The sequence below is a fragment of the Parafrankia irregularis genome, assembly GCF_001536285.1.
Taxonomy (GTDB): Bacteria; Actinomycetota; Actinomycetes; order Frankiales; family Frankiaceae; genus Parafrankia; species Parafrankia irregularis.
The window spans coordinates 377271-391685 of record NZ_FAOZ01000006.1 but is presented as its reverse complement, the minus strand read 5'-3'; the positions used below and the strand labels follow the sequence as shown (position 1 = coordinate 391685).

Annotated in this window: 3 protein-coding genes (1 of these 3 cut by a window edge); 1 reads left to right on the top strand and 2 read right to left on the bottom strand. The window is 69.3% G+C overall.

Annotation, left to right across the window (positions count from 1 at the left end):
* Positions 1 to 6612 carry the 5' end (the start) of a hypothetical protein gene (locus tag AWX74_RS12735; protein WP_091275500.1) on the bottom strand. The gene continues 22374 nt to the left of window position 1, outside the view, so only the first 6612 of its 28986 coding nucleotides appear in the window; it begins with the start codon at positions 6610 to 6612; its stop codon lies off the left edge, out of view.
* Between AWX74_RS12735 and AWX74_RS12730 the strand changes: the two genes are divergently transcribed.
* Positions 6604 to 7983 carry an IS630 family transposase gene (locus AWX74_RS12730; protein WP_193209640.1) on the top strand — a complete coding sequence of 460 codons (1380 nt, stop codon included), beginning with the start codon at positions 6604 to 6606 and terminating at the stop codon, positions 7981 to 7983. The genes AWX74_RS12735 and AWX74_RS12730 overlap by 9 nt on opposite strands.
* Here the strand turns inward: AWX74_RS12730 and AWX74_RS40705 are convergent.
* Positions 7966 to 14415 carry a hypothetical protein gene (locus tag AWX74_RS40705; RefSeq protein WP_091275496.1) on the bottom strand — a complete coding sequence of 2150 codons (6450 nt, stop codon included), beginning with the start codon at positions 14413 to 14415 and terminating at the stop codon, positions 7966 to 7968. The two genes, AWX74_RS12730 and AWX74_RS40705, sit on opposite strands and share 18 nt — an antisense overlap.

Sequence of the window (14415 nt, the reverse complement as noted above, 5' to 3'; positions counted from 1 at the left end):
GTGGTCGGCGCCTTCGTGGAACAGGTGCAGCGCCCGCCCTGGCCGCGGCCCGCCAGGCGCGTCGATCGTGACGCTCGCCAGCCCGCCGCCGGCCACCGGCCGGACGCGGGTCAGCGTGAGGTTGAGTGCCCGCGCCGCGATCTCGGGGACCTGATCGAACAGCGGCGTGAGCGACAGCCGCGGATCGGCGATGGCCCCCGCGACGAGGTCGCTCATCCGGAAGTCGTCCAACGCGCCGTGGCCGCCCAGCGGTGACAGGGCGGGGGACTGCGCGAGAAGGTTGCGCCACGCCGCGCCGTAGGGAGCCTTGACGAGCTCGGCGACGACAAGCCTTTGCAGGGCCGCCGGATCGGTCTCGTTGACCGGGTGGCCGAGGACCAGCCGCAGGTGCTCGGCGCCGAGGCCGGCCACCAGCTCCTGAACGAGGTGCCGGTGGGTGGCGGTCCGCGGGTCGTCCAGCGCGCGACGTGCCGTGACTGCGCTGGGTCCCGTGAACCATTCGACCAGGGCGTCCCGGACGGCCGCGTTGCTCGCCGCGCCGATCGGAGCGTTCGGGAACTGGCTGCCCAGGCTCGTGATCAACGCGTCGATGAAGCTGTCGGCGCCAGGAGCCTTCGGTTCCACCTGGTAGCCGCGACCATCGATGATCACGCCGTCGGCGCCGGCCTGCTCCACAACCGGTACCTGCGATGTCGGCGCCTGCGCCCCCGGTGTGTGAGGCGCTGGCGGCGGGCTGTCCGCGCGCGGGGCGTCGGCGCGCGGGAGGGTGTCTGGCGGCGCGGTGTGCGGCGAGGCGGTGGACAGGGGCACGGCGGCTTCGGTGAGCCAGCCGAGCACCTGGCGCCGCTGCGCGGCGGGGGTGATGGCTGGATCGCTGTGCGCGGGGTGCGTGGGCGGTGCGCCGGTGGGCTGCGCGCCACGGCTGCTGGTGTGGACGGTGACCAGGTCGGGAGACATGTCGGCATCAAGGAGGCGGGCGGCGATGAGGTTGGTGAGGATTCGGGCCGCGGCTTCCGCGCGCTGTTGGCCGCTGCTGACAGCCCGGCCGGGCAGGAAGGGCACCCCACTGGCGCCGCCTTCGAGATGGAAGATCCAGGGTGACCGGTCGGTGCCTGCTCGGTCGATGACCTCGGCGGCGACCTGGTCGGCGATGGTGATGAACTGGGTTCGCTGGTGGGGGGTGAGGTCGGCGAAGGTGAAGTCGAGGACGCCTTCGTCGAGGTCGAGGGTGAAGTGGATCTGTTCCCGGGCTGGGTGGTTGTCGGTGTGGTCGCCGGGTGCGCCGCCGCCGAGGTGGGGGCGGGGGGCGCCCAGGAGTTTGGCGAGGGTGGGGAGGACGAGTTCGCGCAGGGGTGTTCTGCGGTGTTGGGTCTGGTCGCGGAGGAGGTGGTAGGTGGTGAGGATTTGCTGGTCGGTGAAGTTTGGTAGGGCTGGGCGGTTGCGGAGCTCGATGTGTACGAGGCGGAGGAGTTCGGTGTCGTTCTCGTCGGGGGTGCGGGGTGGCTGGGGGGTTTCGGGGGCTGGGGCTGGTGGTGCGTCCGTGAGGGGTGGTGCGGGTTCGATCAGCAGTGGTGCCGCTGTTTCGGGCAGTGGTGCCGCGGTCTCGGGAAGGAGTGGCGCGGGCTGGGGAAGGGGTGGCGCGGGCTCGGGCTGGGGAGCTGGCTGGGCCTGGGGGGCGGTGACGAGGTTCGGGGCGTCGCCGGCTGGTGGTCCATCGAGGCGCTGGAGGTCGCCGTGGTCTCCCCGGTTCCCGTGGTCGCCGTGCCTGTTGTGGTCGCTGTGGCCGCTGTGGACAAGCGCGGCGTAGCCGTTCTCGCCGTCGGAGTAGAGGAAGATCGACTGATCCGGTTGCGGCTGGTTGGTCCCGTTGTAGGCGGAGATGGTCAGCCCGTCGCCGGGTTCCGGCGTGACGACGGTGAGATCGACGCCGAGCGCGCGGGCCGCGATCGCGGGTGCCGGGTCGACGAACGGCGTCCGTGACAGCTGTGGCTGGTGGATGGCGGCCGCCACGAGATGGCTGATCCGCGGGCTCCGCACGTCGCCGACGAGATCGTGGAGCGGGCCGACGTGGGCCAGCGCCGGGGAGTTCTCGAGCAGCCGGTTCCAGGCGTCTCCGAACGGGACGTCGATGAGCTCGTTGATGAGCTCCGCGGCGGCGATCTCCCGCCCGATCCCCGGATAGCCCTGGCTGTCCGCAGGGCGTCCGAGGACGGTGCTGAGGGCCGCGGTGTCGAGGCCCGCGATCAGCTGTCGGATGATGTCCAGAAAAGCGCCGCTCTCCGGGTCGTCCAGCATGGTGGAGTTCGGTGCCCCGTCGGGGCCCGTCGCGTCGAACCAGTCGGCCAGGGCGCGTTGGGCGTCCTCGGGTGTCAGGCGGCTGAGCGGGGAGTTCGGGAGCTGGCCGCGCGCGCTGGTGAGCAGCGTTTCGACGAAGGCCTGCCCGCCCGGCGCCGCCCGCTCCAGGCGGAACTCGCGGCCGTCCACGAGCACGCTGTCGTCGCCGGTTTGCGTCGCGACGGGTGACACCGGCGCGGGTTCCTCGGTGGTCCCGCCGACGGGCGCTGGGACGAGTGCCTCGTAGGCGCCGTTCCCGCCTCGGTAGACGTGCAGGGTCGGGCCTGGCTGCGGTCCGCCGGGGCCGGTGAGCGTGGACGCGGTCAGGCCCGCGCCCGGCGCCGGCTCGATGAGGACGACGTTGGCACCGTACATCTGGGCCGCGAGTACGGGGATCGGTGTGAACAGCGGTGTCTGCCGCAGCGTCGGGTCGTAGGCCGCCAGTGCCACGAGTGTGGCGATCCGGAGGTCCGGCATTTTGGCGCGGGCATCGCCCAGGAAGTCCAGAACGGGGGTTGTCTGGATCAGCCGCGTCCACGCCTCGCCGAACGGGTTGCCGAGGAACTCGGAAACAGCGATGTTCTGAAGGTTCGCCAGGTCGGTGTTGTCGGTGTGCTGAGGTCCGAGGACGCCGCGCAGGCCGGTGATGTCGAGGCTCTGCACCAGATACCGGACGATGTCCTGGTGGATGCTGTCGCGTGGGTCGTTCAGCGTGTCGGAGATCGGCGTCCCGCCTGATGTGGGCCGTGGTTCCGTGAGCCATTCGACCAGGTCCAGCCGGACATCCTCGTTTGTCATACGGCCGAGTGGGAGGGGCGGGAACAGGCTGCCCGCGCTGGTGATCAGTGCGTCCAGGAAGGAACCGCCACCCGAGGCCGGGCGTTGCCGCTGGTATCGGTGGCCGTCCAGGAGCACGTGATCGTTTCCGGCCGGCTCCACGACTGGTGGCGCGGGCCAGGGCGCCGGGTTTTCGGCCCGGTTGGATTCGCCCGGTGGACTCTCCTCGGGCCGACTCGTTTTGGGCTGTGCTTCTTCGGGCCGTGCCGACGTCGTACTCGGTGGTCTGTCGTCGCCGGCCGGTGTCTCCGCCGCGGCCGGGCTGGCGGCGGACTCGTGGATGAGCGCGTCGTAGTGGCCGAAGTGCCGGAAAACGTGAATCGCGTCGTCCGGCGCTGGCCCGTCTGGTGCTGGTGTGTCTGCCCCGAAATCCTCAAGGCCGCGGAGGCTCCTGGTGGTCATACCTCCGGTGAACGAGAGACCGGTGACCGTCAGCGTGATTCCGAGTGCCTGTGCCGTGATTGCGGGAACTCTCTCGAAGAACGGTGTTTCCCCCATTCCGGGCGTCTGAATCGCCAGCGCGACGAGATCGCTGATCCGAGCGTTCTCCAGGGTGGTGCGGTCACCTACCGGTGCCAGCGCGGGAGACACCTGCAGTAGCCGGTTCCAGGCGGCGCCGGCGGGCTCGTTGGTGAGTTCGGTGATGGCGCGGTCGAAGAGGGAGTCCTCATCGGCCTGACCGTCCGGTGGCTCGCCCAGCACCGCCGCCAGGCCGGCGCGATCGAGATCGGCCAGCAGATTCTTGAGGAAGAAGTGGTGGCGGAAGTGCTCCGGGTTGTCGAGGACGAGCCGGGCCGTGGCGCCCTCAGGGCCCGCCAGCCAGCCGGCGATGAGAAGCCTGACGTCCCTGTCTGTCGTCGAGCCGAACCGCCCGGGCCGCTGGCTGCGCGCGCTGGCGACCAGTGCGTTGATGAAGGAGTCGCCGTCCGGGGCTGTGCGTTCGATCTGGTATCCGCTGCCGTGCACGGTGACGTGGTCGTATCTGTGCCCCGGCGCGGGTGATGACGAGCCGTCGGAGGACTCGTAGATGGAGGCTTCCCAGGGCGGGCGGCTGACGCTGTGGTCGCCGGGCGCTCCGGCGCGGGTGCCTGGGGGTGGGCCGCCGAGCAGGGTGGCCAGCACGTAGTCGTCATAGCCGCGGCTGAGGGGGAAGTCGTGTTGCTGCCGCAGGGTGCGGTAGGTGGTGAGGATCTGCTGCTCGGTGATGTTCTGGCCGGCCGGGAGGTCGGCGAGGCGCGGGCGTATCCGGCCGAGGAGTTCGGTTTCGGCCTCGGTGGGGGTGAGGGGCTGCTGGAGGACGGTGTGTGGCGTGGGGGACGGATCTGGCAGAGGTGGTGCTGGTTCGATCTCAGGGACCGCGTCGGGCCGGGATGTGACGGGCTGGGACGTGACGGGCTGGGAGGTGGCGGCCTCGACGCCTTCGAGCCAGGTGCGGATCCGGTCCCGCAGGGCGGTGTTGTTCGTCTCCGTGCGGCGTGTGGGCTCGTGGACGAGTGCGTCGTAATGGCCGTCGTCACCGCGGAGGAGGAACAGGGGTGTTCGTGGCCGAGGCTGGTTGGATCCACTGGTGATGGTGGTGATGGTGGGGCCGCCGGCCGCGGGCGTGACGAGCGCGAGGTTGACCCCGAGTGCCTCGGCTGTGAGCCAGGGGACGATCTCGCGGACGAGTGCGGTGCCCCGCATCTCCGGTGTGCGGATCGCCCAGGTGACGAAATCGCTGATGCGAAAGTTGGCTGGTCCGCGGTCGCCGCTCGCGGAGTTCAGCAGGGGATGCAGCTGAACAAGCAGGTTCCACGCGTCGCCAAACGGCTCGTCGCGAATCAAGATCCGAGCGATATCCTCGCTGGAACTCGCCATTATGCCGAGGGAGTCCGCGAGGCTTGCCACCCGGTTTCCGTCGAGAGCGCCCGTGAGATATCTGACGATTTCCTGGTAGAAGGCGCTGGACGGGTCGTTCAGCCCGGACCGCGCCGCTCCCTGCGGTGATGCGAGCCAGTTGGCCAGGGTGTTCCAGAAGCTGGCGTTGGTAATATCGTTGAAATTGCTGTTCGGGAACTGGCTGGGGGTGCTGCCGAGCAGTGCGTCGACGAATGATTCGTCGCCTGGGGCTGTCCGATTTATCCGGAATCGGTGACCGTTAATGGTCAGGCGTCGGGAAACAGCGAGTCTCGTGTCTGGCGGCGCGGGTACGGGTGCGGGTCTTTCGGGCTGCCGGACGGGAATGTTCGGCGGGTTCCGCTCGGGCTGGGTGATGTCCGGCACGGGTGTGTTCGCGGTGTTCGGCGGCGCTGCTGCGAGGTTTTCGTAGAAGGTGTTGGCGAGGTGGAGCCGCCGCGCGGGGCCGAGGTTGTCGACGGGTTGGTTCTCGGTGAGCCAGCCGAGGACCTGGCGCCGTTCGTCGCCGGTGTCGCCGTTGTTCTGGTGTACGGGTGACGGTGCAGGCTGGGGCGGTGGGTTCTCGTTTCGCTGGACTGAGCTTTCTGGCTGGCGCTGGCCGGACTGTTCGGCTTCCGGCGCCCCATCGTCGCTGTACGCGCTGTTCGCGGCGTCCGTGGCGGGGTCGGGGATGAGTATGTCGTAGTGTTCTGTGCTGTTTTGGAGCAGGTGGATTCTGCGGTCCTGCCGGGCTGGGCCCAGGGGATTGAAAGTGCCGGTGATCTGGTCGGCGCCGGTGCCCGGATCGGTGATGGCGAGTTCGATCCCGAGCGCCTGGGCGACGATGACGGGAACCGGTGCGAAGAACGCTGTCCGCGCCATTTCCGGAGCGCGGATAGCGGCCATTACGAGCCCGCTGAGCGGGAGGTTCTGTACCAGGCCGCGGAGGTCGCCGAGGGGGTCGAGGGCGGGGGTCGCCTGGAGCAGCCGGTTCCAGGCGGGGCCGAACGGCTGGTTGATGAGGTGGGTGACGAGTTCGTTGACGAGGTCGTTGTCGGTGAGAGGCGGGCTGTTCGGGGGGCGCTGGAGGATGGTGTTCAGGGCCTGGGTGTCGAGGCCTTCGATCAAGGCCTGCAAGGTGTTCAAATAGGTGAAGCCTCGCGGGAGGTCCAATGCCCGGAACGCGACCGGCCCCATGTTCCCCACGTTGTGCAGCCAGGCGATGGTGACGTTCTGGATGTCCTGTGGGGTGAGCCGGCCGAGCGGGCTGTTCGGGTTCTGGAGGCGCGCGCTGGTGGTGAGCGCGTCGAAGAAGGAACCGCGGCCCGGTGGCGTGCGGTGTATCCGGTAGCGGCTGCCGTCGACGGTGATGTGGGTGTCCGCGACCGGTTCGGTGATCGGCGGTGCGGTGCGTGGCGTCGGGTTGTCGATGGATTCTTCGGTCAGTGCCTGAAAGTGGCCCTCCCCCAGGTGGAAGAGATGAATAGTCCGGTTTGGCTGTGGTGTTTCTAGTGTCCTGCGCCTGAAGTTTCGCAGGTGAATAGTACCCTGTCTGGTATGGCGCATTCTGGCCCTGCCGCCGTACCGATCGTGCTGTCCGAGGATGAGCGTGTCGAGCTGGACCGGCGGGTCGAGGATGTCGACCGCCGTGCGGCCGAGCGGGCTCGGATCGTGCTGGCAGCAGCGGAGGGCCTGTCGAACGTGCAGGTCGCCGCGGCGGTCGGGGTGTCGTTGCGGACAGCGGGCCGGTGGCGGCGGTCGTTCGCCCGCGACCGGCTGGCCGGCCTGGACGACGCCGCCCCGTCCGGCCGTTCAAAGGCCACCGAGCTTGTGCTGTCCGAGGCCGAGCGTGTCGAGCTCGAGCGGCTGACGCGCAGGGCGAAGACCGCGCAGTTCCTCGCGCTGCGGGCACGGATCGTGCTGCGCTGCGCCGAGGGAGGAACCGACCGGCGGGTCGCCGACGAACTCGGTGTCGACGAGTCGACCGTGCTGCGCTGGCGGACCCGGTTCACCGAGCAGCGTCTCCCCGGCCTGTCCGACGAGCCGCGGACCGGCCGGCCACCCTCGATCCTGCTCGACCAGGTCGAGGACGTCATCGTCGCGACCCTGGAATCCGCCCCCGGCGCGGACACGCACTGGTCCCGAGCATCGATGGCCAGACGCACCGGCCTGTCACCCTCGACGATCGGGCGGATCTGGAGACGGTTCGACCTCAAACCGCACCTGCAGGACAGCTTCAAGCTCTCCACCGACCCGCAGTTCGTCGCGAAGGTCGTCGACGTCGTCGGCCTGTATCACAACCCGCCGGAGAAGGCGGTCGTGCTCTGCGTGGATGAGAAAAGCCAGATCCAGGCCCTCGACCGCTCCCAACCGGTGCTCCCGATGATGCCCGGCATGCCCGAACGACGCACCCACGACTACCTGCGCCGGGGTATCACCAGCCTGTTCGCCGCCTTCAACATCGCCGACGGCACCGTCATCAGCGAACTCCACCGCCGCCACCGCGCGATCGAGTACCGCCGCTTCCTGACCTGCATCGACAAGGCCGTCCCGGTCGATCTCGACGTCCACCTGGTCTGCGACAACTACGCCACCCACAACACCGCCGAGATCAGGACCTGGCTGGAACGCCACCCCCGCTTCCACGTCCACTTCACACCGACCGGCTCGTCCTGGCTCAACCAGGTCGAACGCTGGTTCGGCCTGCTCACCGACAAACTCATCCGCCGCGGTGTCCACACCTCCGTCCAGGCCCTCGAAGCCGACATCCGCGCCTGGATCGACACCTGGAACCGCGACCCCCGGCCCTTCACCTGGACCAAGACCGCCGACGAGATCCTCACCTCCCTCGCCGACTACCTCAACAAGATCGCCCTGCCGACCAGCAACGACAACAAGGAAAAGGAAGACCCTGAAACTTCAGGCGCAGGACACTAGTTCGTTGAAGGTGAAGGTGCGCTGGATTCCGTCAGGTTCCGGGCCGGTGATGACGAGCTCGACCCCGAGGGCCCGCGCGGCGAAATTTATGATCGGCACGAAGAAAGATGTCCGTGCCAGCTGGGGGTGGCGGATGGAGGCGGTGATGAGGGCGCTCATCGGGCGGTTGAGGACGAAGCCGCGGTCGTCTCCGAGGAGGTCGAGGGCGGGGCTGGCCTGGAGTAGCCGGTTCCAGGTGGGCCCGAACGGCTCGTTGGCGAGCTGGTCGAGGAGTTCGTCGACGAGAGCGTCGTCGGCGAGGGGCGGGCTGTCCGGGGGGCGCTGGAGAATGTCCGTCAGGGCCTGGGCGTCGAGGCCGCGGATCAGGGGCCGCACCAGTCCTTGGTGAGTGGTGGACTCCGGGATGTCCGCGATCTGCAGTATCTGATCGGAATGACTTTCTGGTTCCTCCATCCAGTCGGTGACGGCGTTCTGGGCATCCTGTGGCGTGAGGCGTCCGAGGGGGCTGTTCGGGTTCTGGAGGCGCGCGCCGGTGGTGAGGGCGTCGAAGAACGAGTCGCGGCCCGGGGCGGTGCGGTGTATCCGGTAGCGGGTGCCGTCGATGGTGATGTGGGTGTCCGCGCGCTGTTCGGCGGCGGGAGCGTCGGATTGTTCCCGGGTTGGGCGGTTGTTGGTGTGGTCGCCGGGTGCGCCGCCGCCGAGGTGGGGGCGGGGGGCGCCCAGGAGTCTGGTGAGGGTGGGGAGGACGAGTTCGCGCAGGGGTGTTCTGCGGTGTTGGGTCTGGTCGCGGAGGAGGTGGTAGGTGGTGAGGATCTGCTGGTCGGTGAAGTTTGGTAGGGCTGGGCGGTTGCGGAGCTCGATGTGTACGAGGCGGAGGAGTTCGGTGTCGGTTTCGTCGGGGGTGCGGGGTGGCTGGGGGGTTTCGGGGGCTGGGGCTGGTGGTGCGTCCGCGAGGGGTGGTGCGGGTTCGATCAGTAGTGGTGCCGCGGTCTCGGGAAGGGGCGGCGCAGACTGACCGGGGCTGGGGCTGGGGCTGGGGCCGAGGCCGGGTTCGGTGGCTGGTTCGGCTGTGGGGTCGGCGGGTTCTGGGTTCGGTGTGGTGGTTCCCGAGGCGCTGGGTGTTGTGGTTTCTCCGAGCCAGTCGAGGACTCGGTCGCGCAGTTCGTCGTAGTACGAGCCCGCCGATTCGGGCACGAGCGCCTGGTAGCTGCCGTCTCCGTTGTCGAAGAGGCTCAGCGTCCGGTCTGGCTGCGGGCTGGTGAATGGGTTGTGGGCTGCGGCGGTGATTTCTCCGTCGGGTTTTTGCCGCACCACGACGATTTCGATACCGAGGGCCTGGGCGATGATTTCTGGTACCGGGCCGAAGAGGGGGGTGTTCCGTAGCTCCGGTAGCCGGATCGCGGCTTCCACCAAACCGCTGACCCGAAAATCCTGGACAGTGTCGCGGAGGTCGCCGAACGGGTCCAGCGCGGGGGATATCTGGAGTAGTCGGCTCCAGGTGTGACCGAAGGGGGCGCTGGTGAGGTCGGTGCGGGCGAGTTCTCGCAGGGCTGCCGGGTCGGTCTCGGCCTGGCTGTTCGGGGGGTGCCCGAGGATGGTGGTCAGGTCCGCGGTGTCGAGGTCGAGCAGCAGTCCTCGGATGACGTTCTGGTAGAAGCCGCCCCGCGGGTCGTCCAGTGTGTGTGAGCGCGGCCGTCCGTCGGGTCCCGGCGCGGTGAGCCAGTCGGCCAGGGTCCTTCGGGTCATCCCCTCGGTCAGGCGACCGAGGGGGGCGTCCGGGACCTGGTTGCGTGCGCTGGTGATGAGCGCGTCGATGAAGGTGCCGCCGCCGGGGGTCACCCGTTCCAGGAGATATCCGCGGTTGTTGATGCGGACGCCTTCGATACCGGACTGCTCGGAGTTGTTTGTCGAGTTCTGGCTGGACTGCGACCGCGCTAGGCTGCTCGGTCCGGCCTCGCTGGCGTCCTCGGATCCGGTGGCGGGGTCGCTGGCAGCCTCGCTGGCGGGGTACGAGGCAGGGGCGCTGGTGGGGCTGTTGGAGCCTTCGGAGCCTTCGGTGCTTTCCGTGGTTCTTGGGGGTGGGGCTTCGGTGAGCCAGCCCAGGACCTGGCGCTGTTCCGCGGCGGAGGGTGAGGATGCCTGCCCGTTGGCGGGATGCCCCGGTGCGGTGGTGGCGAACGGCCCGCGGCTGCTGGTCTTGATGGTGAGGAGGTCGGCGGGTAGCCCGGCGGCGGTGAGGTGGGTGGTGATGAGGGGGGCGAGGAGCGCCGCGGCGCTGTCGGAGCGCTGGTTTCCGTCGAGGTAGGCGCGGAAGATCCCGTCGCCGCCCGGCCCGGCGGTGTCGCCGCCTTCGAGGTGGAGCACGAGCGGTGGTTGGTCGGTGTTCGCGTGATCGATGACCACGGTGGCTACCTGATGGGCGAACCCGGCGAAGTCGGTGTGCTGCTCGGGGGAGAGATCGGCGCCGGAGAACTCGTGGACGCCTTCCGGGACGTCCAGGGTGAGGAGGATCTGATCCAGCGACTGGGGGGTGGCTGAGCTGGGGCCCGGTTGGTGCGAGGGCCCTGGCTCGCTGGAAGGCTGGTCGCTGGGTGGCGAGGGCTCGCCCGCGCCGGCGCGGTTCCCGGCCCAGTCCCCGGTCTGCAGCAGCCGGACCACGTCGTCGGCGATGGTGCGGGGGACCATCCGTCGGCCGATGGGCCCTGTCTGCCGCCCCCGGTAGAGCTCCAGGATGCGGTCGTCACTGAGCCCCCGGCCGGCTGGGCCATCTTCTAGTCCTTCCCGAACCCAGCGCAGGACGTCGACCTCGACCCCACGCGGGGGCCGCGGTTCGCTCACCGGGGGCGCGTCGACCCTGGGCGCGTAGCCGGTCACCGCGGTGATCAGGTCCGGGTTCTCGGTTGCCGGGCCCGCGGGGGCTGGATCTCCTCGCGGTGCCTGGTATTCCGGGGGTACCTGCGTTTCCGCGGGAGCCTGGTAGCCCGGTGGCGCCTGGATCTCCCGCGGTGCCGGTGCCGGTGGCGCCGACACCAGGGGTGTCTCCGTGGTTACGGGGGGCGGTGCTGGGGTGGCGTGTTTGAGGATCTGGGTGGTGAAGGGCATGTCGAAGTGGTCGGTCATGCGCTGGGCGAAGTTGGTGATCCAGCGTTGTATTTCTTCGAGGGTGGGCTCGCCGCGTACCTTCTTGCTCATGTAGCGGCCGGATTTGTCGTTGATCGTGAAGGTGCCGTCTGGTTCGCGGATGAGTTCTCCGCTGAGACGTGCTGGTTTTTCGATGGTCTGGCCGGTTGCCGGGTCGAATCCGACGACGATGGTGGGGTGGCCGTGCATGGAGATTGCGTCGAGGAACTGTTCGTAAGTGAGGTCTGGGTTCTTGGCGGCGACCCAGCTGTAAAGTTCCTGCAGTTCATCGGGTGGGATGATGGAGGTGACGTCCTCGCTGCCGAGGTATTCGGTTCCGTCTTCGGCTACGGCGTACTGCCATTTCCCGCCGGTGGGGGTGGCTTCTAGGTGGTTGCGGGAGAATTCCGCGAGGGGTGTCCAGAGGGGGTTGACGCGGAGGTTGCCCTGATCGTCGCGTTCGCCGGCCTTGATTTGTTTCGGGTGTACGGCGGCGCCGAAGTCGTGGGTGAGGGTCGCGTCGGCGGCGGGGTCGAGCCCAGGTCGGGCGGACGGATGCCCCGGGCCGGGGTACAGGGGCTCGCCCGCGCCGGCACGCAGCCCGGGCCACTCCCCGGTCTGCAGCCGTAGGACTACGTCGTCGGCGATCGTTCGGGGGGTCATCCGTTGGCCGATGGGCCCTGTCCGCCGTTCCTCGTAGAGCGCGAGGATGCGGTCGTCGGTGAGCCCGTGGCCGGCCGCGCTGTCTCCGAGGCCGGTGTGCACCCAGTGCAGTACGTCGACGTGCAGTACGTCGACCTCGACGCCACGCGGGGGCGGCGGTGCGTCCGCTTCGGGTGCGCTGCCGGTCGCGACAGTGATCAGGTCCGGGTCCAGGGCCGGTACCACCAACGGATGCGGTTGGCGTGCTTCCGGTGTGCTCAGGGTTGATGGCCCGTCCGCGGACACGTCTCCGACCGGGGTGATCTCTACCGGTGAGGCACCTGCCGCCAGCGAGTCGGAGCCGCTGCCGAGCGCCCAGCTGCCGGGCGGTGCCGCGGGTATGGGTGACGCCGGCGGAGGCGGTGTCAGGGTGACGTCCGGTGCCAGCGTGACGTCCGGGCCCAGTGTGACATCCGGTATCGGGGTCGGTGGTGGTGGCGCCGGTGGTGATGGTGGTGGTGGTGCGTTCGGGGGCGGCACCACTGGCGCCGCGGACGGGACCGGCTTCGGTGCGGCCGCTCCTGACTCGCCGAGCGGTTCGCCGGACAGCGGGCTGGGATGCCCGCCGAGCTCCGGTGCCGCGAACGGGGCAGGTGCCGGAGGCGATGGAGCCGGTTCGGGTGAGAGTGATTCGGGTGAGAGTGGTGCGGGTGCGGGTGCGACCGGCTCGGGTGAGAGCGGCGCGGGACTGGGAGCTCCACCGGGTGGACTGCCGCTGTCGAGCGGATTCGCGTCCGGAGGGCCGGGCGGCCCGCTGGCGGACGGTGCTGGAGGCGCGTCTTCCGAGAAGGACGGGTTCAGCGGGCCGCTGGTCGGCGCGTCCGCCGCAGGCGACGGCAGAGGCTCGGGCGTGGGTGTGGGCGTGGGTGTGGGTGTGGGCTGGGGTGACGGTGTGGGCGTGGGCTGGGGTGACGGTGAGGGGTGAGTGTCCGGCCCAGGTGTGGAGAGAGGAGCAGGAACGGGCGGCGCGTCCAGTGGCCCTGGCCCGGTCAGGGATCTGTTGGTGGGCGCAGGGCCATCCTGCCGATCCGGCAGTGGGCTGCCGTCGGCGAGAGGGACTGGCGGCGGGGAGCTCAGACCGGGCGCGCTGTCGTGGGATGGCGGGCCGGGCTTGGAACCGTCGAGCCCACCAGGACCAGGGGCGGGGACGGGTGCTGCCAGCGGGTTCGACGTATACCCCGTGATCACAGGTGCCGGTGGTGGGTCGACCTCGGGGATGGTGATCTGGGTCGCCACCGAGTCCCCCGACATGCCGCTGATCACAGACCAGGCGTTCGAGTGCGCGGAGGCGTTCGAGTGCACGGAGGCGTTGTCGTCGAGGTCAAGGTCGAGGCCGGTGAGAGAGATCGCGTCGAGGTCCGGGACGGGGTGGGGGCCGGGGCGGGTGCTGTCGTCCAAGGTTGTGACGGGCGGCGGCGGCAGGTTCACCGCGGGGGGTGGGTTCCCGGTCGGGTCGCCGGGCGTGGGGGCGCCGTTGTTCGGAGGCCCGGCGCCGGGACCACTGTTCGGTGGTCCGGAGTCGGCACCGCCGTTCGAGGGCGCGTTCCCGTTCGGCGACGGGTTCCCATTCGAGGTGTTGGACGGTCCGCCGCCGGGGGAGTCGCCCGGGGAGTCGTCGTCCCCGTTGCCGTTCAGCGCGTCGGCGTCCTTCAGATCGGCGATGAGGTCGTTGATCCCGTTGACGTCGGGGCCGCCGCCGGGTCCGACGATGCCGTTCCGGGCGCCGCGGCCGATTCCGCGGGCGGCGCTCTCCGTCGACCCCTCGGTCGTGCCGGAGATGATGTCGTCGACGATGGTCTTGCCGCTCCAGTCACCGTCCACGATGCCGGACGCGAAGTAGCCACCGCCGCTCTCCAGCAGGATCGACGTCAGCGTGGAGGCGAACAGGTCGGCGATGGGGTTGCCGGCGCCGCCGCGGACACCCTGGTTGACCAGGACCTGGTTCCACTTGTTCATGGCGTTGTGGAGCCCTGGCACGGCGACGACGGAGCTGGCCGCCGCCGCGAGGCCGTACTTGATCATGTGCCAGACTTCGCCGCCGTCGAGGTCGCCGCGTTTGCCCTCGAGGATCTGCCAGATCTGGGCGATGATCGACGAGCCCGGCATGAACAGCATCTGCATACCGGTGATCTTGGTTGTGGTGAGGGCGAACTCCCGCGAGAGGACCATCTGGATGATCGTGCGGGTGGTGGCGATGCGTTCGGCCGCTGCCGGCCCACCGCCGAACGCCGCCTCGATCGCGGCGATCGCGAGCTGGATCTGCATGAAGTAGAACATCACTTCGCCCTGCTTGCGGGTCAGATCCATCCGCAGTGCCTGGGCGTCGAGCATGTTCGCCGCCGCCTGCAGCAGGAGCCCGCCCTTGGGCAGCAGCTTCGGCTCGTCGACGACGAACTGCGCGGTCTGCCCGACGAAACGCCGCCCGGCCCTGCTGTCGACCGTCGCCTTCACCGCGCGGATGATGGCGATGAGATCCAGGCTGAGCTGATCGACCTTGCTCGTCGAGTTTCTCAGGACGTTCGCGAGACGTTGGACCTCAACGATGGTCTCCGCGGGAGTGACCCGCATGCCGGTGAACGCGTAGATCGCGTCATCCCACGACTTCGACAT

Bases quoted from the DNA above. Each gene is read 5' to 3' on its own strand.
- AWX74_RS12730 (WP_193209640.1), top strand. From the start codon at position 6,604: ATGGCGCATTCTGGCCCTGCCGCCGTACCGATCGTGCTGTCCGAGGAT.
- AWX74_RS40705 (WP_091275496.1), bottom strand. From the start codon at position 14,415: ATGTCGAAGTCGTGGGATGACGCGATCTACGCGTTCACCGGCATGCGG.